21 protein-coding genes and 2 pseudogenes are annotated in these 22,944 nt (G+C 64.5%); 15 read left to right on the top strand and 8 right to left on the bottom strand.

Features of this window, described 5'->3' with window-relative positions; all coding sequences use genetic code 11:
• Positions 1–46: 46 nt before the first annotated feature.
• The 3 genes from AC58EF_RS06700 to AC58EF_RS06690 are packed head-to-tail and all read right to left on the bottom strand — an operon-like array spanning position 47 to position 4,670.
• Complete coding sequence (locus AC58EF_RS06700; protein WP_497275484.1) at positions 47–1,870, bottom strand: hypothetical protein; 1,824 nt, start codon at positions 1,868–1,870, stop codon at positions 47–49.
• Positions 1,860–2,330 carry a hypothetical protein gene (locus tag AC58EF_RS06695; RefSeq protein ID WP_497275482.1) on the bottom strand — a complete coding sequence of 157 codons (471 nt, stop codon included), beginning with the start codon at positions 2,328–2,330 and terminating at the stop codon, positions 1,860–1,862. Before AC58EF_RS06695 ends, AC58EF_RS06700 begins: the two co-directional genes overlap by 11 nt.
• A gap of 39 nt (positions 2,331–2,369) precedes the next feature.
• A complete protein-coding gene (locus AC58EF_RS06690; RefSeq protein ID WP_497275480.1) occupies positions 2,370–4,670 on the bottom strand; it encodes a DNA/RNA non-specific endonuclease in 2,301 nt (766 codons plus the stop codon).
• A 326-nt stretch (positions 4,671–4,996) separates the two neighbouring features.
• Between AC58EF_RS06690 and AC58EF_RS06685 the strand changes: the two are divergent.
• Positions 4,997–6,027: pseudogene (locus AC58EF_RS06685) on the top strand (IS110 family RNA-guided transposase).
• A 100-nt stretch (positions 6,028–6,127) separates the two neighbouring features.
• Positions 6,128–6,652, top strand: a pseudogene (locus AC58EF_RS06680) (tyrosine-type recombinase/integrase); the annotation flags it as partial.
• A gap of 430 nt (positions 6,653–7,082) precedes the next feature.
• Here the strand turns inward: AC58EF_RS06680 and AC58EF_RS06675 are convergent.
• Complete coding sequence (locus AC58EF_RS06675) at positions 7,083–7,880, bottom strand: SDR family NAD(P)-dependent oxidoreductase (protein WP_497275478.1); 798 nt, start codon at positions 7,878–7,880, stop codon at positions 7,083–7,085.
• 182 nt (positions 7,881–8,062) lie between these two features.
• Between AC58EF_RS06675 and AC58EF_RS06670 the strand changes: the two genes are divergently transcribed.
• The 13 genes from AC58EF_RS06670 (at position 8,063) to AC58EF_RS06610 (ending at position 18,525) form a co-directional block, all read left to right on the top strand.
• Complete coding sequence (locus tag AC58EF_RS06670; protein WP_497275476.1) at positions 8,063–9,325, top strand: thiolase family protein; 1,263 nt, start codon at positions 8,063–8,065, stop codon at positions 9,323–9,325.
• A gap of 112 nt (positions 9,326–9,437) precedes the next feature.
• On the top strand, positions 9,438–9,842 hold the full coding sequence (locus AC58EF_RS06665) for a hypothetical protein (protein WP_497275474.1): 405 nt from the start codon (positions 9,438–9,440) through the stop codon (positions 9,840–9,842).
• 208 nt (positions 9,843–10,050) lie between these two features.
• Complete coding sequence (locus AC58EF_RS06660; RefSeq protein WP_497275472.1) at positions 10,051–10,479, top strand: organic hydroperoxide resistance protein; 429 nt, start codon at positions 10,051–10,053, stop codon at positions 10,477–10,479.
• Between the two features lie 43 nt (positions 10,480–10,522).
• Positions 10,523–10,681: a hypothetical protein gene (locus AC58EF_RS06655; RefSeq protein WP_497275470.1), complete on the top strand. Its 159-nt coding sequence runs from the start codon at positions 10,523–10,525 to the stop codon at positions 10,679–10,681.
• Positions 10,675–10,911 (top strand): OsmC family protein, encoded by a 237-nt coding sequence (locus AC58EF_RS06650; protein WP_497275469.1) that lies wholly within the window; start codon positions 10,675–10,677, stop codon positions 10,909–10,911. Before AC58EF_RS06655 ends, AC58EF_RS06650 begins: the two co-directional genes overlap by 7 nt.
• A 33-nt stretch (positions 10,912–10,944) precedes the next feature.
• Complete coding sequence (locus tag AC58EF_RS06645) at positions 10,945–12,141, top strand: acyl-CoA dehydrogenase family protein (protein WP_497275467.1); 1,197 nt, start codon at positions 10,945–10,947, stop codon at positions 12,139–12,141.
• A 25-nt stretch (positions 12,142–12,166) separates the two neighbouring features.
• The gene (locus AC58EF_RS06640; protein WP_497275465.1) at positions 12,167–12,988 is read left to right on the top strand and encodes an enoyl-CoA hydratase-related protein; all 822 of its coding nucleotides are present in this window, start codon (positions 12,167–12,169) and stop codon (positions 12,986–12,988) included.
• A gap of 24 nt (positions 12,989–13,012) precedes the next feature.
• Complete coding sequence (locus tag AC58EF_RS06635) at positions 13,013–14,239, top strand: CaiB/BaiF CoA transferase family protein (protein WP_497275464.1); 1,227 nt, start codon at positions 13,013–13,015, stop codon at positions 14,237–14,239.
• Positions 14,240–14,254: 15 nt separating this feature from the next.
• Positions 14,255–15,172 (top strand): hypothetical protein, encoded by a 918-nt coding sequence (locus AC58EF_RS06630; RefSeq protein ID WP_497275462.1) that lies wholly within the window; start codon positions 14,255–14,257, stop codon positions 15,170–15,172.
• A gap of 15 nt (positions 15,173–15,187) precedes the next feature.
• The gene (locus AC58EF_RS06625) at positions 15,188–16,159 is read left to right on the top strand and encodes a 3-hydroxyacyl-CoA dehydrogenase NAD-binding domain-containing protein (RefSeq protein ID WP_497275461.1); all 972 of its coding nucleotides are present in this window, start codon (positions 15,188–15,190) and stop codon (positions 16,157–16,159) included.
• A gap of 13 nt (positions 16,160–16,172) precedes the next feature.
• On the top strand, positions 16,173–16,889 hold the full coding sequence (locus AC58EF_RS06620) for a hypothetical protein (RefSeq protein WP_497275459.1): 717 nt from the start codon (positions 16,173–16,175) through the stop codon (positions 16,887–16,889).
• A 10-nt stretch (positions 16,890–16,899) separates the two neighbouring features.
• Positions 16,900–17,520: a DJ-1/PfpI family protein gene (locus AC58EF_RS06615; protein ID WP_497275457.1), complete on the top strand. Its 621-nt coding sequence runs from the start codon at positions 16,900–16,902 to the stop codon at positions 17,518–17,520.
• Between the two features lie 72 nt (positions 17,521–17,592).
• Positions 17,593–18,525, top strand: a complete 933-nt coding sequence (locus AC58EF_RS06610) for a LysR family transcriptional regulator (protein ID WP_497275456.1) — start codon at positions 17,593–17,595, stop codon at positions 18,523–18,525.
• On the opposite strand, the gene AC58EF_RS06605 is transcribed toward AC58EF_RS06610, so the two are convergent.
• The 4 genes from AC58EF_RS06605 to AC58EF_RS06590 all read right to left on the bottom strand — a co-directional run bounded on the left by AC58EF_RS06605 (position 18,522) and on the right by AC58EF_RS06590 (position 22,308).
• Positions 18,522–19,121, bottom strand: a complete 600-nt coding sequence (locus AC58EF_RS06605) for a TolC family protein (protein ID WP_497275454.1) — start codon at positions 19,119–19,121, stop codon at positions 18,522–18,524. The genes AC58EF_RS06610 and AC58EF_RS06605 overlap by 4 nt on opposite strands.
• Before the next feature lie 4 nt (positions 19,122–19,125).
• Positions 19,126–20,094, bottom strand: coding sequence for an alpha/beta fold hydrolase (locus AC58EF_RS06600; RefSeq protein WP_497275452.1), 969 nt, complete (start codon positions 20,092–20,094; stop codon positions 19,126–19,128).
• A gap of 41 nt (positions 20,095–20,135) precedes the next feature.
• Positions 20,136–20,924, bottom strand: a complete 789-nt coding sequence (locus AC58EF_RS06595; RefSeq protein WP_497275450.1) for an alpha/beta fold hydrolase — start codon at positions 20,922–20,924, stop codon at positions 20,136–20,138.
• Positions 20,925–21,006: 82 nt separating this feature from the next.
• The gene (locus tag AC58EF_RS06590; protein WP_497275449.1) at positions 21,007–22,308 is read right to left on the bottom strand and encodes an epoxide hydrolase family protein; all 1,302 of its coding nucleotides are present in this window, start codon (positions 22,306–22,308) and stop codon (positions 21,007–21,009) included.
• Positions 22,309–22,944: the final 636 nt, after the last annotated feature.

Genomic DNA, 22,944 nt, shown 5'->3' with positions numbered 1-22,944 from the left:
AAAACCATGTTACAAATTTACAAGCAAGAGAAGGCATCCAATCAGCCTATATGGTATCGGAAACAGGAGTTTGATGCTTCACAGGCCGCCAGATGAGCAATGTGGCGAAAATAATGCCCGCAAGCTGGGGCAACGCGAGGCGTAGCCAGGCCGCTGAGGCAAGGAGTTTCGTGTCATCGAGATAGTCACTGACCCGGAACGCGGTGATGCTCACGCCATCACGCGCCGTCGCCGGCAACCAATAGCCTCTGTTAGGTTCGTCATTCTGGCTCGACCAGCCGTAAGCGATAGCTTCGGCTACGGCTTGCAGTTGCGGTTGGAAAAAGCCGTAGCTCACCAGCAAGGAGCAAAGGGCAACGAGCGCCCCCACGACGAAGATACGGAAATTTGACGGGTGCCGTATTTTAACTGTCCGGTTGATGGCAAGATAACTGCCGCCGGCGATTATAAAAGCGAGCGGACATAGAGCGCCGCCGATCGCTTCCCATGCGAAGCGAAAAAATTCTGCCAGCGTCGTTCTAACATCGCCAAAGACATCGGCATCGCTCGCCCCAAAGCCGCCTGGCATGACGAGCATGGCGGTTAGATGCATCGCGAGATAAGCAAGCCCTTCGATGGAGATCAGCGGGAGCGCCTGAAGAGCAAGCGTGCCGATGGCCAGCACCGTTGCCCGGGCCGGCGACAAAGCGAGTCGTCCCGCAACGACCAGCACAGAACCGACAGTCAGCCCCTGCAAAAGAGCCACCGACAGCGCAAGAAGAAGTCGATCCCAGCCCTGGCTGCCTTGATGAAATTGGAGAAACCATAGGCACAGGATGGCAATAGTAAAATAGCGCATCTTAGGCGTCGCGAGCCGCTGAGGATCGCGCAGAAGAGCGACCCGCTCGCGCGACGGAAAGTGGCTGAGCACAGTAGAAATATAGGCAAGTCCTTGATCGAGCATTGAGACGGGCTTCACGGTCGCGTCCCGTTCGACTTGTGACGAGAATTCCTTTAGCCCGCCGCCCCACAAGCCGGCGCTGACATCGGCGCGCATTTCGGCAAGGGCGACAAGCAAGCCGGAATAGCGCTGCAGCGCATAGCGCCCGAGCAGCAGAGGCAGGACCACGATCAGCGTGGCGAATGCGATCGCAGCGTGGACAAGCACGATATTGGCCAGGTTTGGCGATTTTGGAAACGGGCCGAAGTCGGTCAGGATGACCACGACCGCGGCGGCGAACAGACAGATCAGCATCGCCCAATTCGCCGAGAAGAGGGCTGCGCCCGCCAGCAAGCTTTGCAGGCGGATCGCGGGAAGGTCGTCGTGGACCAGATGCGCCATTTCATGCCGAAGGATCGTCAGGCCGAGCGGGTCGTTTTGGACAAGTCGGGTTGCGAGGCCCGAGCTGATCTCGATCGCGCACCCGGTGGGGCCATCATATGCGTGGGCGGTGATACGAAAATTAGGTAGGCAGATGAGCCGTGGCGCGCTGCCAGCACCGCCAAGATCCCGCCAAACACGCTCGTAGATTTCGCAAAGCTTTGCCCCCTGTCGATCTGGCAGGCGCATTCCGACGATCAATGCAGCCTGATCCGCCTTCGCGCGCTGTGCACGCTCGCGAAACCAGCCAACGGTCAGCGTGACGACAGGCAAGCCAAAGCCGATCAGCCAGGGCGCGAGCGCGCCGGGACCGCTCGACATGTCGTGTTCAGCGACGCTGGCTAACGTGATGAGCGCAAAGGCGAACCCTAAGGAGAACATCAGGGCGGGTAACCAATAGCCGAGCAATGGGACGAGCACGAACAAGAAGAGAATGCGGTGAACGCGAATTTCGAGGCTCGTTGCGTCGATGAGCCATTTGTCGATTACTGGGATCGCCTCAGGGCGCAATCAACGTCTCGGCTAGTCGAGGGTTATTGAGCGTGACAATCAGCTTGTCGGCCTGCTCCGCATTGAGTCCCGACGTGATCGCGATCGAATGCAATTGCTGTTCGGCCTCGCTCATCCCCTCAGGCGTCTTCAGCTTGGCGACAAAGAGCGATTTGACCTTTTCGACCGTGAGGTCTGCCAGCGCCTTGCCGCCCTTGTCGACCAATGCCTTGCTGTAGCTCCGCCAGACCATCCGACCGAGCTCGACAAATAGGATTGGCAGTAGCGGACCGATGAACTCCATGCCGAAGTCGCCTGGGCGGACGTCCTGCGACGCGGCAGCCTCCAGCTTCGCAGAGAAATCGGAAGAACTCTTAGCTTCTTCAAATAGCTGACCAAGGCTTTCCGCTGCAAATTCATCCTCGTCTGCGCGGAGCATCCCGTCCGCGAGCCAGACCGCGAAATTGTCCTCCTCGTCCATCATGTCCCCCCGTTGTTCGCACAGATCTGCGCGGGCCAGTTACTTTTTTCGCCGCCGCCTCCGCGAAAGCGGGATGTCGCTCGCCTGATCGACTCGTTCCTCCGCAGCCCCCTTGCGCACATCGGCGTCACGCACAGCCTTTCCGAAATCGAGGCCGGTCGCGTCCTCGACCGCGGTGATCGTCGACAGAAAGTCTTCGACCTTGTCGAGTTCGCCCTCGTCCATGAAGGCTTCCGCCGCGCCCAGCGCTTCGCCGCCGGTAAAGAGCGCCTCGGGCCAGACCTCGATCAGTTGGCTTTGATCGACGATCATCGCGAGCGATTGCAGATCGCCGTCTTCGACCCAGACTGTGACCTTGAAGAATCTGCCCGGCACGAGGACGCCGCGATAGTCGCGATCCTCGTCGGTGAAAATCGGGCCTGTGAACGAGGTGACGCGCTGCTTCTCGGCGACGGCATTACGCAGGACGTAGTTTTCGGCGGCGCGCCACAGCTGGCCGCGGCCGGTGCCAGGTTTGTTTTGCGCGGCGGTGCCCTGGTTGAAGAAGCCTACCTGCGGCGAGCAGTTGGTCCAGTGGAAGCTGTCTTCCTCGGCCAGGAGCGCGATGCTGTCGTCGCCCCAGCACGGATCGAGCCGGCGCACGAGATGTCCTTTCTGGAACATCCGCGCGATGCGGCGCTTGTCGTTAGGATTGGGGAAGCCCGGGATCACCTGCTTTGCGTAGAAGGCCTCGCCGGTATACTCGTCCGGCTCAATGCGGGGATCGCGACGCCATGTGTCTGCCTCGGCGTCGGTCGTCATCGCTTCCAGTCCGGCGCTGTCTGGCTTGAGCGGCGTGACCCGCTTCGTATCGCGGTCGATGCTCTTGGCCGATCGGCCATCGATGTTGCAGGCGGTGAAGAAGGCGAGCTTGCGCTCGCCATTCATCACCAGACTGAAGTGATGATATTTGAGCTCGAAAGGATCGTCGCCCGCTTCGGCAGTCTGGTTGCGCGCCGCCACTTGCTGCTGTTCGTCGGACAGCGCGGGCATCGGCACGTCGAAACCTGGCAGAAAACCGCGCTTGTAGCCGCTTCGGTCGCGGTAACGGTCGGCCGTCGTCCGCTCGGCGACCGGCGGGGTGTCGCTTTGCACCGCTGCCGGCCCGGCCGGCGCCATCGGCGCGCCGGCCAGGGCCGGGATCTGCACCGACAGCTCGAGCGGAATGGTCCAGGTCACCCGGCCGGTCGGATCGACTTTGGGCGTTTGCGTGCCGGTCTGGCCCCGGCCGACCTCGTCGCTCGGCTCCAGCTTGATCGGATTGGTCTCCGGCTGCTCGCCCATATCGAGCGCCGCAGCGATCCGCGCGCGTGTCGCGGCCGGCATATCGCTGAGCCGCGCGCGCAACTGGCGCACGATGGCGCTGACACGGATGCCTTCGTTGATGTCCACGCGCGCCGGCGTGCCGTCGTCGCCGAACACTTCGCGCCACGGACCGCCCCAGTGATGGAGCGCGATCGGCCGCCATTCGCTATTGAATACTGGCGAGCCCGACGAGCCGGGCTCGGTGTCGGCGACATAGTGGAGGGCGTTGTCATAGCGGCCGACCAGGCGGTTCTCGCGCAGGACGACCTCCTTGTAGCGACCGCTGGGATGTTGGACGATATTGGCGAACTCGCCGAGCATATGCTTGTCGCCAGCATCGGACAGGCCGCTCCAGCCGAAGGTCTCGATCGGTAAATTCCCCTGCAGCAAGGGGCCGACCGCGACGATGGAGTAATCGAGCCCGTCCTGCGTGTCGGGATCGGTGACGAACAGGCTCGGATCGATTCTGAACCGCGTCACCGAGCGGCGATTGCCGACGATGTCGAGTTCATAATCGAAATCGAGGGCGAGTTCCTTGGCGAACTGCGCCGAAGGAATGACGTGGTTATTGGTGATGAACAGGCCGTTCCCGATCAGGAAGCCGCTGCCGAGCGGGGTCTCATTCTCATACGAAACCCGACCGACCGCGCGAGCGATCCGCGCGCCTTTTTCGAGGAAGCTCACGTTGACGAAGTCGACAGTGTCGCCCCAGATTTTCTCCGGACCGCCGGTGCTAGGCAAGACCGCCTTGGTGAAGGCAATCTCCGCGCTGTCCGCGAGGTCACGCACGGTGCCCATCGATCGGATCGTCGCGTCGATCGCTTCCGCTTCGCGATGGGACAGGTTAGCCTTGCTCTGGAGCCGCGCTACCCGGCGCCCGGTGTCTGGCTCCGCCGCGAGCGGATTGCCGGCGTTGGCGGCCTGCATCGAATGGGTGATTTCATTGTGATTGGCGCGCAGCCGTGACTTGATCGTTTCAACAGATGTCGGAGTCATAGAATCCCCCTGTCGCCCGGCAGGACAATAGCATGGTTAAAGACGGATTCGAACATCTTGCTGCGTTCGATTTGCGACAATTAGCATGGGCAGCGTTATAATTCGGCGTCAGACAGAACAATTATTTCAAAATAAAGGAAAACCTTTTGCTCTCCGCCTAATGCCGTCTGAAAGCCGCCTCGACGGGCGGACGTCTTCATTGGCTTCCTAGACGCCGTAATGGGCCGGCGTCTCACGGCTAGGCAGTTGGGTGGCTGTCCCTCAGAATGATGGTGTTGGAAACGAGGTCCGAGCGATCGGCCTCAAGCATCATGAGAGGAACAGCCATGGAGCATTATGCCGGAATCGATGTCTCTCTGAAAAAGAGCAGCGTGTGCATTGTGGACGCGAAGGGCAAGGTGGTTCGCGAGGCCAAGGTCGCCAGCGAGCCTGAATGCCTCGTCGGCTATTTCGACGAATTGGATTTGTTGGTGGTCCGCGTCGGCCTTGAAGCAGGTCCGCTTTCTTAATGGTTGCATGCTGCCCTTGCCGCATCAGGGCGGGAGGTCGTGCTGCTGGAGACCCGGCACGTGAAGGCGGCGCTTTCAGCCATGACGGTGAAGACCGATCGCAAGGATGCGCGGGGAATCGCGCAGCTGCTCCGCATGGGTTGGTATCGCCCGGTTCACGCAAAGTCATCACCCGCCCAGGACACCCGGGCGCTACTGGTTGGACGCAAGCTTTTGCAGGGCAAGCTTCTCGACGTGGAGCTGAGCATTCGGGGCATTCTGCGCGGCTACGGATTGAAGGTTGGCGAGATCAGCCGTGGTCGCTTCGAAGCGCGCATTTTCGAGCTGATCGCAGGACACGCCACGTTGTCGATGGTGTCGGCGGGATGCTGGCAGCGCGGTCCGCACTGTGGGGTGAGTTCACGAGGCTCCACCGGGAGATGCTGAAGATTGCCCGTACGGACCAGGTGTGCCAAAGATTGATGACGACCCCTGGGGTTGGAGCGCTCGTCGCCCTGACCTGTCGATCGGCTGTGGACGATCCGACCCGGTTCGGGAAATCGAGTACGGTGGGTGCCTATTTCGGGCTCACACCGAAGAAATATCAATCGGGCGAAACAGACCGGGATGGCGGCGTCAGCAAAGTCGGCGACGCCATGGCGCGGACGGCTCTGTTCGAGGCAGCGCATATCATGCTGACGCGGGCGACGCGCTTTTCCAGCCTTAAGCGCTGGGCGCTGAATGTGGCCCAGCGTCGCGGCATGAAGCGTGCAAAGGTGGCTCTCGCCCGCAAGCTTGGCGTAATCCTGCACCGTATGTGGATGGATACGACCGATTTCCGCTGGGGCGCGGCGCCGATGGCAGTGTGAGGCAAGATATCTGATTGAGGCGGACCGGATAAAGGTCAGCTTCGAATGAGGTCCCGTCGCTGGGACGCAGGCTTGGCAAGGTCGTGTGTAGTGCTGTGATCGCCTCTACCTCAACCACCGCCGCCGCCTGCGAGATCGTGCACTGTTCGATCTGGCGATCGACAGCAAGCTCCGCGGTTGCGACCTCGTGCAGATGAAGATCGGCGATCTTGTCAGCGGCGGGCAGATTCGAACGCGGGCGATCGTGATGCAGCAGAAAACAGGGCGGCCCGTTCAATTCGAACTGCTGCCAGATGCTCGGGCCAGCTTGTTGGCATGGCTCGAACGTCGGGGCGGCACAGTGGACGACTATGTGTTCCCAAGCCGGGTTGATCACAATGGGCACCTGAGCACACGGCAGTATGCTCGGCTTGTCGACGAATGGGTGTCAGGGGTCGGCCTCATGCGGAGCGAGTATGGCACCCACTCGCTTAGGCGAACGAAGGCATCGATCATCTACAGGGCGACCGGCAATCTACGGGCTGTCCAGATTCTTCTCGGTCATAGCAAGATCGAGAATACCGTGCGCTATCTCGGAATCGACGTGGAGGATGCGCTTGCCCTTGCCGAAAACACCGAGATCTGAACCCTTGGGCGCCCGTTTCCGGTAGAGAGCCGGACACGTGCGCCTGGGACATGTACGTTCGCGCGCGACCGGCCCGACGGCAGCTTTCGTCAGAAGCAGACGTTCAACATTAGCCCGGCCGGCGTCGAGTAGGACAGAACCCGGGCCGGGAGCAGAAGGTCTGCTTCAGGCCTATATTCTATGACAGGGGACATCAAGGATATGTAACTCGCTGCCCCTTGGCGACCTCTCGCCTAATTTCACTTCATGATCTGAGATACGCGGGGCTAGGCTTACGCCTGCACCATCGCCTCTTCCGCGCGGCGATGGAGATTTTTTGGCAACAAGATCCCATCTCCCCTGCAGCACCACCATCTGCGGGTCGAACTCGGCGAGGGGCACTCTGGTTCAGGAGTCGCCCCTGATTAACCGGGAAAGCCCGTGAAATGGTTCAGGCGGTTGCCTGGTAACGCGGAGCCGGGCTGGCGCTGGAGAGCTTGCCGGCCATCGCCATACGGGCCTCCTCATAGGCTTCGTACAGCGTGCCATCCTGCAGCGAAGGAATGCAGGCGAACTCGCCGCGATCGAGCCCGACCAGCGCCGCATCGACTAAGTCCTCGCCGCGCATCACGGTCGCGCTGGGCAGCAACTCGACCGGGCGGCCGGCGATCTCCCAGAAGTCGGTCGCGGTCGCGCCAGGCAGCAGCACCTGGACGCGGACGCCGGTGCCCTCCAGCTCGTGGCGCAGGTTCTGGCTGAACGCGACGACGAACGCCTTGGAGCCGCCATAGACGCCGTTGAGCGTCTCCGGGTTGATCGCAACGATCGAGGCGATGTTGATGATCGTGCCCGCGCCGCGAGCGATGAACTCCGGTACGACGGCGTATGTCAGCCGCGTCAGCGCGGTGACATTGACCGCGATCAGCGACGTCATCTGGTCGACATCGGAGTCGATGAGCTTCAGCGCGCCGCCCAGACCAGCATTGTTTACGAGCATCGTGATGGCCGGCGTAGCCTTCAGAAAGGTCTCGACGCGGGCGAGATCGGCGGGGTCGGCCAGATCGGCGGGAAGAATGTCGACCTTGCGGCCGGTCTCGGCGCGGATGCGCTCGGCGACCTGCGCCAGCTTGTCGGCGCTGCGGGCGACCAGGACGAGGTCATAGCCTCGCGCCGCGAGGCGATCGGCATAGACGGTGCCAATCCCGGTCGATGCGCCGGTTACGACGGCGGTTCCCAATGCATGTTCCATGACGGTAGCTCCTAGACCCTGTGGGAAGCGTCGCTCTGCGCGACCTCCGGCAACGTCGAGATACCTAATGGTGTAGATTGGCAGCGGCAGTGCCGCGGAACGATAAGCAGCCTCTCGAAATGCCGCACTGTACGATCGCCGGCGCAGTTCCTAGGTCCGCAGGACCCTATTGGAGAAATGCCATGACCCGTTTTGCCCAGAAGACCTATATCGCCGCCGGCCTGCGCACGCCGTTCGGCAAAGGCGGTGGCGCGCTTGCCGATTATGACGCCAGCAGCCTGTCGGTCCCGCTCGCCAAGGCGATGGCCGACCAGGCCAGGCCGGACCTGTTCGCCTGGGGCACGGTGATCCCCAGTCTGGGCTGGAGCAACATCGCCCGCGAGATCTGGCTCGATGCCAAGCTCGATCCCACCGTGCCGGCCTATTCCACCATCCTCGCCTGCTCGACCAGCATGGTCGCGGCGCTCACCGTGGCGGGGCTGCTGGGCGGCGACAAGGACCTCGCGCTGGTCGGCGGCGCGGAGGTGATGAGCAATCCCTTTATCGGCCTCACGGTGGAAGCTTCCAAGCGGATCACCAAGCTGTTCCGCCAGAACCCGGCCGAGGCGATGGCCGCGCTGCAGGGGCTGAGCGCGAACGACCTCACCCTGCCGATCAAGGGCTGGGCCAATCGCATCACCGGCCGCACGATGGGCGACCATATGGAGGAAACCGCCAAGATCTGGTCGATCGGCCGCGAGGCGCAGGATGACTGGTCGCTCAAGAGCCATCAGCGCGCGGTTGCGAGCTGGGAGAGCGGCTTCTTCGACGATCTCGTCCTGGCGCTCCCCGAGATCAGCCGCGACGCGCATCCGCGCGCCGATACCTCGGCCGAAAAGCTCGCCGCGCTCAAGCCGGCGTTCGACAAGACGGGCAGCGGCTCGCTGACCGCGGGCAACAGCTCGCCGATCACCGATGGCGCCGCCGCTTGCTGGGTCGCAACCGAGACCGGCCTGACCCGGCTGCCGGAAGGGACCTTCCATGCCGAGCTCGTCGATCACGAGATCGCCGCGGTCGATCACGCTGTCGATGGCCTGTTGATGGCGCCGAGCTTCGCGATCGCGCGCCTGCTTGCGCGCCACGGCCTCAAATATGCCGATGTCGCGTTGTGGGAAATCCATGAAGCCTTCTCGGCCCAGGTGCTCGCCAATGTCGCGGCACTCGAGAAGCCGGGCTGGACGCGCGACCGCGTGGGCATCGACTTTGATTTCGGGCCTTTCCCCTGGGATCGGGTCAACCCCAATGGCGGTTCGGTGGCGATCGGTCATCCCTTCGCCGCGACCGGTGCGCGCGACCTGAGCCAGGCGGTGAAGGAGCTCTGGGCGATGCCTTCGGGCAGCTATGCGGTCGTCAGCATCTGTGCCGATGGCGGGCATGGCACGGTGGCGCTGCTGCGCCGCCCGTGATCCCGGAACAGCGGCGGAATGAGAGGGCTCCTCTCGTTCCGCCGGTCTGCTGGGCGGGCGCGGGCGCGCCTAACTCTCCTTCGTGAAGTCCTCACATTTGGGAGAAGTCGTCATGCATCCGTTACGTGAATTGCGCGAAGCCGGTAAACCCACCCAGGCGCAGGTGAGCGCGCTGCTCGCCGACAATGTCGTGTTCAACAGCCCGATCCTGATCCGCGCGATCGACGGGCGCGAGACCGTCGCGGCGATCTTCGCCCAGTCGAGTTCCACGCGCGGATCGGGCGCCTATACCGCCGAGTACAAGGTCGATGACCGCACCACTTTCCTGCGCTGGGAAGGAACGATGGACGGCCACAAGCTTGAAAGCTTCGAGGTCATCATCGACAATGAAGAGGGCAAGATCGTCGAGCGCACGATCGCGCTTCGCCCGTTTCCGGCAGTGAAGCTGTTCCGCGACGCGATGTATGCCTCGCTCAAGGACAAACTGCCGGACGATGTGTGGGATTATGCGGACTAATCCCCGCTACGCCCTATTCGTTGCACAAGGCGCGGTCCCGCCATCGGGGCTGCGCCTTTTCATATGTGCGCAGCTTCCGATGCTCCGTTTCCGAGAGGCTGGTTATCACTTTCCATGGCTGCCGGCCGCCGCCGCGCCTCTCTAGATAAATCGGCGTCGCCAGACGTCGCTGAACGTGGCGCCTCGCGTTTCCAGAGGAGTTACGAAGATGAGTTCGAAGACCCTGTACACTGCGAACGTCCACACTGTCGGCGGCCGCGAAGGCGCCGCGCGTAGCACGGACGGCCAGCTCGACATCAAGCTTTCTTCGCCCGGCTCGGGCAAGCCCGGGACCAATCCCGAGCAGCTATTCGCCGCCGGCTGGTCCGCCTGTTATGAAGGCGCGCTGGGCATCGCGGCCAAGGAAGCCGGCGTCGCGCTGCCGGCGGAGACCGCGGTCGATGCCCAGGTCGAGCTGCATTTCGGCCTGGACGAGGGCTATTTCCTCACCGCCGAGCTCGACGTGAGCCTTCCGGGCGTTCCGGAAGAGACCGCCAACTGGCTGGTCGAGCGGGCGCACCAGGCCTGCCCCTATTCCAAGATGACCCGCAATGGGATCGAAGCACGCGTCGCGCTTCGTTCGGCGGAGACCGCCTGACCCACACCTGCCGGGCGAAATGGTTCGAACAAGGAGATCCGAGATGAGGAATAATCTTCAGACCAGGCCGGTCGAGAATGACCGGGTGCTCGAAGCCGGGATCGAATGGATCGTCGCCCGGCAGCTGGCGCCGTTGCAGGACGAGCTGACGCGCCTGCGCGCCTATGTCGAGGCGCTGCGCGCGGTGGTCGAGCCGTGGTGACCGCCGCTCCCCAGGCCGAGCCGTTCGCGCTCGCCGAGGCAACCGGCGCGGGCCTCTTCCAGGCACGCGTCCGGAGCGGCGGCCACGACCTGCTGATGAACGAGCCGGTCGATGTCGGCGGGCTCGATACCGGGCCCAACCCGTTCGGTCTGCTGCGCGTCGCCCAGCGTTGCCCGGTGCATCTGCTGCTCGAAAGCGGCGCGGACACGCCCATTTCGCTCGCCCCCTGAACCCCTTTGCCAAGACCCCTGAAAGGAACCGACATGGCCACTGCAATCAAGCCTTCGGGCCCCAAGCCGCTCCCCGTGCCGCATGGCGATTTCTACCATATCGAAGGCACGCTGACGCCGGACGAACAGGCGATCCTCACCAAAGTTCGCGACTTCATGCAGACCAAGGTCGCGCCGATCATCAACGAATATTGGGTGCGCGATGCGTTCCCGTTCGAGCTGATCCCCGAGCTCAAGAAGCTCGATATCGGCAACCTCCACGCCCAGGGTGTGCGCGATCGGCTGATGGGCATGCTGATCATGGAGATGTGCCGCGTCGATGCGTCGTTCGCGACCTTTTTCGGCGTGCATACCGGCCTATCGATGGGCTCGATCGCGCTGCTCGGCTCGGAGGAGCAGAAGACGAAATGGCTGCCCGCCATGGCCGCGCTCGATCGGATCGGCGCCTTCGGCCTCACCGAGCCGCTGGTCGGATCGGGGACCGGCGGCGGCCTCACCACCACCGCGAAGCGCGACGGCGACAGCTGGGTCCTCAATGGCCAGAAGAAATGGATCGGCAATGCGCCTTGGTGTGACATAACGGTGATCTGGGCGCGCGACGTCGAGGACAATCAGGTCAAGGGCTTCATCGTCGAAAACAAGACTACGCCGGGCTTCAGCGTCGAGAAGATCGAGAACAAGATGGCGCTCAAGGTCGTCCAGAACGGCCTGATCACGATGACCGATTGCCGCGTGCCCGAGGCCAACCGGCTGCAGAACGCGAACAGCTTCCGCGACACCGCCCATGTGCTCAAGCTCACCCGCTCGGGCGTGGGCTGGATGGCGACGGGCGTGCAAATGGGTGCCTATGAGGCTGCGCTCAAATATGCGCAGGAGCGCGTGCAGTTCGGCAAGCCGATCGCATCGTTCCAGATGGTGCAGGACCTGATCGCCAAGATGCTCGGCAACCTCACCGCCAGCCAGGCGCTGATGCTGCGCCTCGCCGAGATCGAGGAAGCCGGCAAGCTGGAGGACCAGCACGCCTCGCTCGCCAAGGCCTTCACTACGGCGCGGATGCGCGAGACGGTTGCCTGGGCGCGCGAGATCTTCGGCGCCAACGGCATCATCGTCGACAATGATATCGGCCGGCTCTTCTCCGACGCGGAGGCGCTCTATTCCTATGAGGGCACCTTCCAGATGCAAAATCTGATCGTCGGCAAGGCGGTCTCGGGGTTCAGCGCCTTCGTCTGATCCCCCTCCAACCAGGAGAAACATCATGACTTCGCTTCAGGCCGCTTCGGCGGCCCAGGGAACCCGTGTGCCCGCGCTCCAGCTCGAGACCATGGTCTATGAGAAGGCCGACGGCATCGCCTATCTGACCTTCAACCGGCCGGCAGTGTTCAACGCCGTCGACGTCGCGACGCTCACCGATATGCGCACGGCGCTGGCCGATGCGCAGGCGGACGAGACGGTCCACGGCGTCATCCTCACCGGCGCGGGCGACAAGGCCTTTGCCGCCGGCGCGGATATCTCCGGCCTCGCCACGCTCGATGCGATCAAAGGGCAGGGGCTCAGCGCCTTCATCCAGGAGACGCTCGGCCTGCTCGAGACGCTCGGCAAGCCGGTGATCGCTGCGATCAACGGCTTCGCGCTGGGCGGCGGCTGCGAAGTGGTGATGGCCTGCACGCTGCGCATCGCCGCTGAGCACGCCCGGTTCGGCCAGCCCGAGGTCAAGCTCGGCCTGCTGCCGGGCGGCGGCGGCACCCAGCGGCTGCCGGCTTTGGTCGGCAAGGGCAGGGCGCTCCAGCTCATCCTCACCGGCGGCATGATCGGCGCCGAGGAGGCGCACCGCATCGGGCTGGTCAACGAAGTCGTTCCCGCCGCCGATCTGATCGCGCGGGCCGAAGCGATCCTGCGCGAGATTGCCGCCAACGCCCCGCTCGCCATCCGCTACGCGTTGCTCGCGGCGAATGCGGACGGGGAGGCGGGCTATGCGCTCGAGGCTTCGTATTTCGGCCTGCTCGCCGGCACCGAGGATCGCCGGGAAGGCACCGCCGCCTTTCTCGAAAAACGCGCGCCGCAGTTTCGCGGACGCTGACGCACGCTCTCCAGGAGACTGAACATGACGGACGAAAACATCTTTTCGGGGCTCAAGGTCGTCGACCTGTCGAGCTTCGTCGCCGGGCCGGGTGCCGCGGTCATCCTCTCCGATTTCGGGGCGGAGGTGATCAAGGTCGAGCCGCCGCATGGCGATCTGTGGCGGCGCGCGAACAAGACGCCGATCCAGCCGCAATCGGATCAGGCCTATCAGTGGCACCTCGCCAATCGCAACAAGCGCGGCATCGCGCTCGATCTCAAATCGCCTGGCGCGCACCAGGTGCTGTTCGAGCTGGCCAATTGGGCGGACATATTCATCGTCAACACCCCGCATGAGGCGCGCCGCCGTCTGCAGCTCGAATATGAGGATGTCGCGGAATGGAATCCGCGACTGATCTATGCCGATCTGACCGGGTTCGGCGAGAACGGCCCCGATGCCGGGCTGCCGGGGTTCGACATCACCGCCTATTGGGCCCGCAGCGGGCTGCTCGCGCTCACGCGTGACGCCGGAGCGCCGCCGCCCTGGCCGGTGAGCGGCAGCGGCGACAACGCCACCGCAGTCGGACTCTATGCCGCGATCGCGACCGCGCTCTATCGGCGTGAGCGCACCGGCAAGGGCTCCTATGTCACCACCTCGCTGCTCGCCGAGGGCGTGTGGTCGGCCAGCGTCTCGATCCAGGCCGCGCTAGCCGGTGCCCATTTCCCGGCCCCGCATGACCGCGCCAATCCGGCCAACGCCGCGATGAACCATTATCGTGCGGGCGACGGCGCGTGGTTCGTGCTGATCGTCACACCGGACAAGTTCGCCGCCGTCGCCAATGCGATCGGCCGTCCGGAGCTACTCACTGATCCGCGCTTCACCAGCGCGGAGGCGCTGGCGGAAAATATGGGCGCGCTCGCCGCGATCTTCGACGAAGTGTTCGCCGCGCATCCGATGGCGCACTGGCACAGGGTGCTGACCGAGACCTATGCCACCTTCGGCGAGATCAACGGGCCGGAGGCGGTGATCGCCGATCCGCAGCTTACCGCGAACGGCATCGTCGTGCCGCTCGAAGGCGCCGGCGGCACGATGACCCGGACGATCAGCAGCCCCTTCCAGATCCACGGCGTCGCCAAGGCACCCGCCCGGCGCGCGCCCAGCATCGGCGAGCATACCGAGGAGATCCTTAGCGAGCTCGGCTTCGACGCGAAGAGCATCGAGGCGCTGCGCCAAGAAGGCGTCATCCCCAGCGCGGCCAAGCGCGCCGCCTGACCCGAAGGAAGGATCATGACCGTGCATCAGCTCTTCAAGCCAGCGCGTGAGCCGGCCACCTCCCGCACCGGCCGCCTATTCGTCCTCGAGCTGAGCGGCGGGCGGATCCACGCGATGAACCCGGACGGTTCGGGCCGCCGGGTCATCGTCAGCGATTGCCGCCACCCGGACGGCATCGTCGTCGATGCCGAGGCCAGGCATATCTATTGGACCAATATGGGCGTGCCCAATCAGGGCGACGGCTCGATCGAACGCGCCAATCTCGATGGCGCCAACCGGGTGGTGATCGTGCCGGCGGGCGTCGCCTTCACCCCCAAACAGCTTCATCTCGATAGTGCCGGCGGCAAGCTCTACTGGTCGGATCGCGAGGGGATGCGCGTGATGCGCGCCAATCTCGATGGGTCGCATGTCGAGACGCTGATCGAGACCGGGCATGGCGATGCCGATCGGCGCGACGCGAGGCGCTGGTGCGTGGGGATCACCGTCGATCCGGTCGGCGGCAAATTCTACTGGACGCAGAAGGGCGGCGACAATGAAGGCGTCGGCCGCATCCTGCGCGCCGGGATCGACATGCCGCAGGGCGAAGACCCGGCGCACCGGTCGGACGTCGAGCTGCTGTTCGGCGCGCTGCCGGAGCCGATCGACCTCGAGCTCGATGTCGAAAACCGCATCCTCTACTGGACCGATCGCGGCGATCCGCCCGACGGCAACACCGTCAATTGCGCGGCGATCGACGAATGCGATGCCGAGCCGCAGATCCTTGTCACCCGTCTGATGGAGGGCATCGGCATCGCGCTCGACGTGCCCGGCAACCGCATGTTCGTCACCGATCTGGGCGGCTCGATCTACGTCGCCGAGCTCGACGGATCGCACAAGCGCACCCTGCTCGGTGTCCAGGGCAATCTTGCCGGCATCGCCTACGCCGAAATCTGAACCCGGAGACCTGACATGACCGACCGCAACATCCGCCGCATCGCCATTGTCGGCAGCGGCGTCATCGGCGCGAGCTGGGCCGCGCTTTACCTCGCCAAGGGGTTCGAGGTGATCGCCACCGATCCCGCGCCCGACGCGAGCCACAAGGTCCGCAACTTCATCCAGAAGGCCTGGCCGGCGCTGGAGCAGCTTGGCCTCGCGCCCGACGCCTCGCTCGACAAGTTCGCGTTCAATGCCGATCTCGCTGAGGCGCTGGCGAGTGTCGACTTCGTCCAGGAGAATGGCCCCGAGCGGATCGAGCTCAAGCAGCAGCTTTATGGCCAGCTCGACGCGCTGCTGCCGCCCGATGTGATCATCGCGTCGAGCTCGTCGGGGCTGCCGATGAGCGAAATCCAGCGCGGTGCCACCGCGCATCCCGAGCGCTGCATCATCGGCCACCCGTTCAACCCGCCGCACCTGATCCCGCTGGTCGAGCTGGTCGCGGGCGAGAAGACCGCGGAAGACGCGATCCGCCGCGCCGATGCCTTTTACACTGCGATCGGCCGGCGCACGGTGCGGATCCACAAGGAGATGCCGGGCCATGTCGCCAACCGGCTGCAGGCCGCGCTGGCGCGCGAAGTCTATTATCTCGTCACCGAAGGCGTGGTGAGCGCCACCGATGTCGATACCGCTTTGTCCTGGGGCCCCGGGCTGCGCTGGGGGCTGATGGGCAATATGATGCTCAACCATCTCGGTGGCGGCGGCGGCGGGATCGAGCATTTCCTCGCGCAGTTCGCCGTACCAATGATGCGTTCGTGGAAGAGCCTGGGCCAACCCGATCTGACGCCGGAAGTGCAGCAGCGGCTGATCGACAGCGTGCACGAAGAAGTCGGCGGGCGTAGTATCGAGCAGCTCGAGATCGAGCGCGACGCGCTGCTGCTCGGCCTGCTCGATTTGCGCGCGCGCCACGAGGCCGCGGCTTCGGCGCCCGACGCCAAGGCCGCCTGAGGGGAGGATGGACATGCCATTGCTGGACGATGTGATCGAAGCGCATGGCGGCCTCGCCCGCCGCGCGGCATTCGAGCGGGTGGAGGCGGACGCCGTCACCACCGGCGGGCTGTTCCCGCTCAAGGGCCTGGCCACGGATACGACTCGGCGGCGCATGTCGGTGTGGTTGCACGAACTGCGCGCTTCGGTCTCGCCCTTCGGCGCGCCGGATCAGCGCACCGCCTTCACCGCCGATCGCGTGGCGGTCGAGAAGACGGACGGCGCGGTCGTCGCTGAGAGCCGCGATCTTCCGGGGCTGTTCGCCGGCCACGGGCTGAGCACGCCCTGGGGCCCGCTCCACCGCGCCTATTTCAACGGCTATGCGATGTGGCTCTACCTCAACTCGCCCTTCGCGCTTGCGATGCCCGGAGTTGAGGTTCGCGAGCTCGATCCGTGGCGCGAAGGCGAGGAGGAATGGCGGGTGCTGCGCGCTTCCTTCCCTGGCGACATGGTCACGCACAGCCGGCAGCAGGACCTTTATTTCGACAAGGCGCTCGACCTTCGCCGGCACGATTATCGCGTCGACGTCGCCGGCGGCTTCGCGGCCGTGCAACTGGTCAGCAATCCGGTCGAGGTCCAGGGTATCCGCGTGCCCACGCGGCGCCGCGCCTATGTCCGCGGGCCCGACAATCGGCCGGTCGAGGATATGCTGATGGTGTCGATCGATCTAAGCGACGTGCGATTCAGCTGAGGAAGCGTTGATGCAGATTGCGATCCTGACCTTCGATGGCTTCAACGAGATCGACTCCTTCGTCGCGCTCTCCATCCTCAACGGGATGAAGGCGCAAGGCTGGGCGGCCTATATCACTGCGCCCACCGAGCAGGTCCGCTCGATGAACGGCGTCGTCGTCCAGCGCCAAAAGCCGCTCGCGTTCGCCGCTGAGGCCAATGCCGTGCTGATCGGCAGCGGCATCCTAACGCGCGACATCGCCGCTGACTCCGATCTGCTCGCCCGGATCAGGCTCGATCCTTCGCGCCAGCTCATCGGTTCGCAATGTTCGGGCGCACTGCTGCTGGCGAAACTTGGATTGCTCCAGGGGCATCCAGCCTGTGCCGACCTGACGACCAGGCCCTGGCTGATCGAGGCCGGCGTCGAAGTGCTCGATGCGCCCTTCAATGCAAACGGCAATGTGGCGACCGCGGGCGGCTGCCTTTCGTCGCAATATATCGCGACCTGGATCATCGCTCGCGGCGCTTCGATGCGCGCCGCCGAGGAGGTGCTGCATTATGTCGCCCCGGCCGGCGAGGAAGCGGCCTATATCGAGCACGTCCGCGCGGCGGTCGCTCCATTCCTGCCTGCGGACAGAGCTGCCGCCGCCTGAGCCCGGGCGGCCCAGCTTGGCACCCGCATCGCGTACCGCTATTGTCGCCCGACGCAGGCGATGGGGGATCGCATGGACCGTCTCGATGCAATGCAGGTGTTGTTGGCCGTCGTCGATAGCGGCAGCCTCTCGGCCGGCAGCCGCAAGCTCAACGCGCCATTGCCCAGCGTGAGCCGCAAGGTCGCCGATCTCGAGCGCCATCTCGGCACGCAATTGCTGATCCGCACCAGCCGCAACGTCCAGCTTACCGATGCCGGGCGCGACTATGTCGATGCGGCGCGTCAGATCGTCGCCCAGATCAGGGACGCGGAGCTGCGTGCGTCGGGCGAATATGAAGTGCCGCGCGGCGAGCTGAGCATCACGGTGTCCATGGCATTCGGGCGGCTGCACGTCCTGCCGCTCGCCTATCAGTTCCTGTGCGACTATCCCGAGATCAACCTCAACGTGCTGTCGGTCGATCGCACCGTGCATCTAGTCGAGGAGCGGGTCGATGTCGGGTTCCGGCTCGGCGCCCTCGAGGACAGTTCGCTCCACGCGACCAAGCTGGGCGAGTTCCGCATGCTGACCTGCGCCAGCCCCGCCTATCTGGAGCGCGCCGGCTACCCAGTCTCGCCCGCGGACCTCGCCGGGCACGAGAGCATCGTCTTCGCGCCGATCCGCGACACCGCATGGATCTATCAGCGCGACGGGCAGAGGGTGATGGGCGCGCCGCACGTCCGCGTCTTCTCGAATTCGGCCGCAGGCGCGGTCAGCGCCGCGGCCCAGGGCATCGGCATCGCGCGCTTACCGAGCTACCAAATCTCGAAGGAACTCGAATCGGGGGCCTTGGTCACGGTGCTCGACGATTGCGACGAACGCGCATTCCCTATACATCTGATCTACGTCCGGCAGGGCCTGTTGCCGCTCAAGACCCGTGTGTTCATCGACTGGATCACCCCGAGGCTGCGCAAGGCGATGTCCGACATCTCGAAGCTCGAACCCGCCGCACGGGCGCGCCCAATCTAGAAGCGCGCCTCGCCGTCGCCCGGCGACCAGCCCCCACCCATCGCCTGGAACATCTCCACGCGTGCCAGCAGCGCGTCGGCGCGCAACTGGACGAGCGACAGCTCAGCGCTTAGCAGGCTGCGCTGTTCGTCGAGCTGCTCGAGATAGGGCGAAGAGCCCTCGCGGTAGCGGTTGGTCGCCAGCCGTAGCCCCTTGGCCCATGTGTCGCGCTGCGACTGGGCGAGCAGGATTTGCCGGTCGGCGAATTTCACCGTCGCCAGCGCGTCTTCGACTTCGCGGAAGGCCGTGAGCGCGGTACGGCGATAGCCCAACGCCGCCTGGTCGCGTTGCGCTCCCGCAATCAGCAGCAGATTGGCGGTGACGTTCGTCATGTAATAGGAAGCGATCAGCCACGCGCTTTCGTCGGTGTTGAGCCCGAGCGTACCCTGCGCGAAGTTCAGATTGACCGCGACCAGCGCGTTGCCCAGCCCGCCGGTGATCCCGATCAGGCAGCCGATGATGAAGTAGATCACTCGCCGCCGGGCCGGATGATCCGGATTGGCGGGCGATCCCGGCAAGGTCGGCCGCTCATGGAGCTTGAAGACATAGGCCGTCATCGTCCTATCCCATCGCGGCCATGTCGATCACCGCTTGGGCGAAGGCGGCAGGTGCTTCCTGGGGTAGGTTGTGGCCGATGCCGCCGGTGATCGTCCGGTGCTGGTAGCGGCCGGTGTACTTGGCAGCATAGGCGACGGGCTCCGGATGCGGCGCGCCGTTGGCGTCGCCTTCCATCGTGATCGTCGGCACGCTGATCACCGGCGCAGCGGCGAGCAGTTGCTCGGTCGCGTCGTAGCGCGGTTCGCCCTGTGCCAACCCCAGCCGCCAGCGGTAATTATGGATCACGACCGCGACCTGATCGACATTGTCGAGCGCCGTCGCCGAGCGCTCGAATGTCGCGTCGTCGAATACCCAGCGCGGCGAGGCCGTCTGCCAGATCAGTCGGGCGAAGGCATGGCGGTTCTTCTCATAGCCCAGCCGACCGCGCTCGGTCGCGAAATAGAATTGGTACCACCATTGTTGCTCGGCTTCGGGCGGCAACGGCTTCTGCCCCGCTGCCTGGCTACCGATCAGATAGCCGCTGACTGCGACCAGCCCCTTCACCCGTGCCGGCCAAAGCGCGGCGATGATGTCGGCGGTGCGCGCGCCCCAGTCGAACCCGGCCAGGATCGCGCTGGGGATACCCAGCGCGTCCATCATCGCGACGGTGTCGAGCGCCAGCGCCGCGGGCTGGCCGTTGCGCAACGTATCGGCCGACAGGAAGCGCGTTGCGCCATAGCCGCGCAAGTAAGGCGCGATCACGCGAAAGCCCTTGGCTGCCAGCACCGGCGCGACTTCGGCAAAGGCGTGGATGTCGTAAGGCCAGCCATGAAGCAAGATCACCGGCGCGCCCCCCGCCGGGCCATATTCGGCATAGGCGATCTCGAGCAGGTCGGTCCGCACCGTCTTGAGCGGCGGCAAGGCCGGCGGCTCCGCCACACCGGCAAGAGCCGGCACGACGGGTGCCACGACGGCGATTATCGCCGCCCTCAACAGCGTGCGGCGAGTCGGAGCGATCGTTTCCATAGCGTTAACTACTGCGCCTTGGCCACGTTTGCAGCATCTTCGATCATCGTTGCGACTTCGTGCGGATGCGAGATCATCACGACATGCGAGGCGCCGGGTATCTGGACGACCTTCCTGGCGCCGGCACGCGCGGCCATGAACTGCAGCGCCGCCGGCGGGATGGCGAGGTCCTTCGAACCGAAGATCGTCCAGGACGGGATCGATTTCCACGCCGCGACGCTTACCTTCTCGTTGCCCGCTTCGTTGGTCAGCGGACGCTGGGCATAGCCGGCGATCTGCGCCACCAATGCCGGCAGATCACCCGCGAAGGCGGCGGCGAAGCGATCGGTGCGGATATAGAGGTCGTGCAGACCCTCGGGCGTCGTCACCGGCTGCGCCAGCACATCGCCAAGCACCGAGCCGGGGAACTTGCCGGCGAGCTCGAAGCTGCTCTCGCCGACATCGGGCGCGAATGCGGAGACATAGACCAGAGCCTTGACGTTGGGCGTGTTCGCGGCGGCCTGGGTGATCACCGTGCCGCCATAGCTATGGCCGACCAGCACGACCGGGCCGTTCACCGAATGGACGATCGAGGCGACATAGGCGGCGTCGCTCGCCGCGCCGCGCAGCGGATTGGCCGCGGCGATCACCGGATAGCCGTCCCTGGTCAGCTCGGCGACGACGCCGTTCCAGCTGGTCGAATCGGCAAAGGCGCCGTGGACGAGCACGATGGTCGGCATCCGGGCGGGCTCGGGCGAAGGCGCGGCGGCGGTGAGCAACAGGCCGGCGGCAATGGCGGCGGATTTGAGGAAAGGCATCGGAAAGGGTCCTTTGTAGGGGAGCAGAGGGTTGGGTGGCGCGCTTGGGGGACTGCGCGCCGCCCGGCTCCGCTCTGGGGGATCAGCGGAGCGAACGGAACGCGGTGCGCATCTCGCCGGCAAAGGCGGCGGGCTGCTCCCAGGCGGCGAAATGGCCGCCCTTGGGCATGCGATTATAATGGATCAGCCGGGGATAGGCCTTTTCCACCCAGCTGCGCGGCGCCTGATAGATCTCGTCGGGGAACGCGCTGATCGCCGCCGGCAGCTTGACGCCCTTGGGCGCGAAGAAGGCGAGCTTGCTCTCCCAATAGAGCCGGGCGGACGAGACCGCGGTGTTGGTCAGCCAGTAGAGCGCGACATTGTCAATCAGGTCCTCGCGCGACAGGCCTTCTTGGGCACCGTCGAACACGCGGGTGATCAGTCCCATGCTGCGCGCGTCATGGTCGAACATCCATGCGGCCAGCCCGATCGGCGAATCCGCCAGCGCGTAGAGCGTCTGCGGGCGCTTCGCCATCTCGGTCGCATAGCCCAGGCCGTTCTTGTAGAAATCGTCGAGCTGGCCATAAGCGCGCTGCTCGTCGGCGGAGAGGCCGGCAAGTGCCGGGCCGCCCGTGGCGAGGGCCTTGGCGATGTCGTCGGGGATCGAGGCGGGCATGTTGGTGTGGATGCCGATCAGGCCCTGCGGTTCGAGCAGCGCGAGCTGTTCGGTCACAGCATTGCCCCAGTCGCCGCCCTGGGCGACATAGCGGGAATAGCCCAGGCGCTGCATCAGCACGGCCCAGGCCTTGGCGATGCGGATGGGATCCCAGCCGAGCTCGGTCGGCTTGCCCGAAAAGCCATGCCCGGGCAGCGACGGGATGATCACGTCAAACGCGTCCGCCTCGGTGCCGCCATGCGCAGTCGGATCGGTCAGCGGGCCGATGATCTTGAGCTGCTCGAAGATCGAGCCTGGCCAGCCATGGGTGATAAGGATCGGCAGCGCGTTCGCATGCTTCGACTTCACATGGATGAAGTGGATGTCGACGCCGTCGATCTCGGTGACGAAATTGGGGAGGTTGTTGAGATAGGCCTCGGCCTTGCGCCAGTCATAGCCGGTCGCCCAGTAGCGCGCGACCTTCTGCATCGTGGCCAGCTTCAGGCCCTGCGAGGTATCGGCCACCGTCTCGCGGTCCGGCCAGTTGGTCGCCAGGATGCGGCGCCGCATGTCGGTCAGCTTCGCCTCGGGCACATGGATGTGGAAGGGGCGGATGGCAGCCGGACCGGTGGGGGCGGACGCCGTTTCCGCGATCGCCTTGAGAGGCGCAACGCCGGCCAGGCCGACTACACCCGCGATCGACGTGGCGGCAATGAAGCCCCGTCGGTTGAATTTAATATCAGCGTGCATCGTTGATCTCCGATCGGGCGGCGATCAGGCGCCGCGGAACCGACCGGGATATGCGACCGTCGAAGCGGCCACGGCAGATGTTGAAATCGAAAGCAACCCTTCCACGCGGTGAAAGGTGGAGTGCGTGGGGGCGGTTTCATCCGTATCTGCTGCGTCCACTTTTTGGGAGCTCGGAATACGAAAGGAATGCTGTTGAAGCCTCCTAGCATTCGGAAACGGCCAGTTTATTTGCGGCATTCAATGCACGCGTAGATAAGCATGAGCCTGCTGAGCTAGTCGCCAAACGCTAGGCGTAACCTATTGCTCATCCCCTTTTTAACTTTGCCCCTGACCGCTTCCTGGACAGGCAAGACGGGAAGCTGCGTGACAGCAAAATCACAAATGTTGGGCATTCTGGGGTCGTTCAGAGCGAGATGAACGAATGACGGGTTTCGAGATTGCGCCGAACGCATCCGAACGACTGAGTTTGGGGCGCCTTCTTGACGGACTCCATTGCAGCGGTCCATCGGCAACCTCTGTCAGGAGCAGACGTTCGCGGTGCCTGATTTTAACGACCGGCTCTGGTCGGCTGCTGCTATATGATTACCCCTTCGCTATCCGCGTCATTGCCATTCGCACACTGGTCAGGTCTTTCCC

It is taken from the genome of Sphingobium sp. WR1 (assembly GCF_059693745.1).
The sequence above is the reverse complement of the archived record's forward strand: the minus strand, read 5'-3'. Positions and strand labels throughout refer to the sequence as shown.

Bases quoted from the DNA above. Each gene is read 5' to 3' on its own strand.
- AC58EF_RS06695 (WP_497275482.1), bottom strand. From the start codon at position 2,330: ATGGACGAGGAGGACAATTTCGCGGTCTGGCTCGCGGACGGGATGCTC.
- AC58EF_RS06690 (WP_497275480.1), bottom strand. From the start codon at position 4,670: ATGACTCCGACATCTGTTGAAACGATCAAGTCACGGCTGCGCGCCAAT.
- AC58EF_RS06675 (WP_497275478.1), bottom strand. From the start codon at position 7,880: ATGGAACATGCATTGGGAACCGCCGTCGTAACCGGCGCATCGACCGGG.
- AC58EF_RS06670 (WP_497275476.1), top strand. From the start codon at position 8,063: ATGACCCGTTTTGCCCAGAAGACCTATATCGCCGCCGGCCTGCGCACG.
- AC58EF_RS06665 (WP_497275474.1), top strand. From the start codon at position 9,438: ATGCATCCGTTACGTGAATTGCGCGAAGCCGGTAAACCCACCCAGGCG.
- AC58EF_RS06660 (WP_497275472.1), top strand. From the start codon at position 10,051: ATGAGTTCGAAGACCCTGTACACTGCGAACGTCCACACTGTCGGCGGC.
- AC58EF_RS06655 (WP_497275470.1), top strand. From the start codon at position 10,523: ATGAGGAATAATCTTCAGACCAGGCCGGTCGAGAATGACCGGGTGCTC.
- AC58EF_RS06645 (WP_497275467.1), top strand. From the start codon at position 10,945: ATGGCCACTGCAATCAAGCCTTCGGGCCCCAAGCCGCTCCCCGTGCCG.
- AC58EF_RS06640 (WP_497275465.1), top strand. From the start codon at position 12,167: ATGACTTCGCTTCAGGCCGCTTCGGCGGCCCAGGGAACCCGTGTGCCC.
- AC58EF_RS06635 (WP_497275464.1), top strand. From the start codon at position 13,013: ATGACGGACGAAAACATCTTTTCGGGGCTCAAGGTCGTCGACCTGTCG.
- AC58EF_RS06630 (WP_497275462.1), top strand. From the start codon at position 14,255: ATGACCGTGCATCAGCTCTTCAAGCCAGCGCGTGAGCCGGCCACCTCC.
- AC58EF_RS06625 (WP_497275461.1), top strand. From the start codon at position 15,188: ATGACCGACCGCAACATCCGCCGCATCGCCATTGTCGGCAGCGGCGTC.
- AC58EF_RS06620 (WP_497275459.1), top strand. From the start codon at position 16,173: ATGCCATTGCTGGACGATGTGATCGAAGCGCATGGCGGCCTCGCCCGC.
- AC58EF_RS06615 (WP_497275457.1), top strand. From the start codon at position 16,900: ATGCAGATTGCGATCCTGACCTTCGATGGCTTCAACGAGATCGACTCC.
- AC58EF_RS06610 (WP_497275456.1), top strand. From the start codon at position 17,593: ATGGACCGTCTCGATGCAATGCAGGTGTTGTTGGCCGTCGTCGATAGC.
- AC58EF_RS06605 (WP_497275454.1), bottom strand. From the start codon at position 19,121: ATGACGGCCTATGTCTTCAAGCTCCATGAGCGGCCGACCTTGCCGGGA.
- AC58EF_RS06595 (WP_497275450.1), bottom strand. From the start codon at position 20,924: ATGCCTTTCCTCAAATCCGCCGCCATTGCCGCCGGCCTGTTGCTCACC.
- AC58EF_RS06590 (WP_497275449.1), bottom strand. From the start codon at position 22,308: ATGCACGCTGATATTAAATTCAACCGACGGGGCTTCATTGCCGCCACG.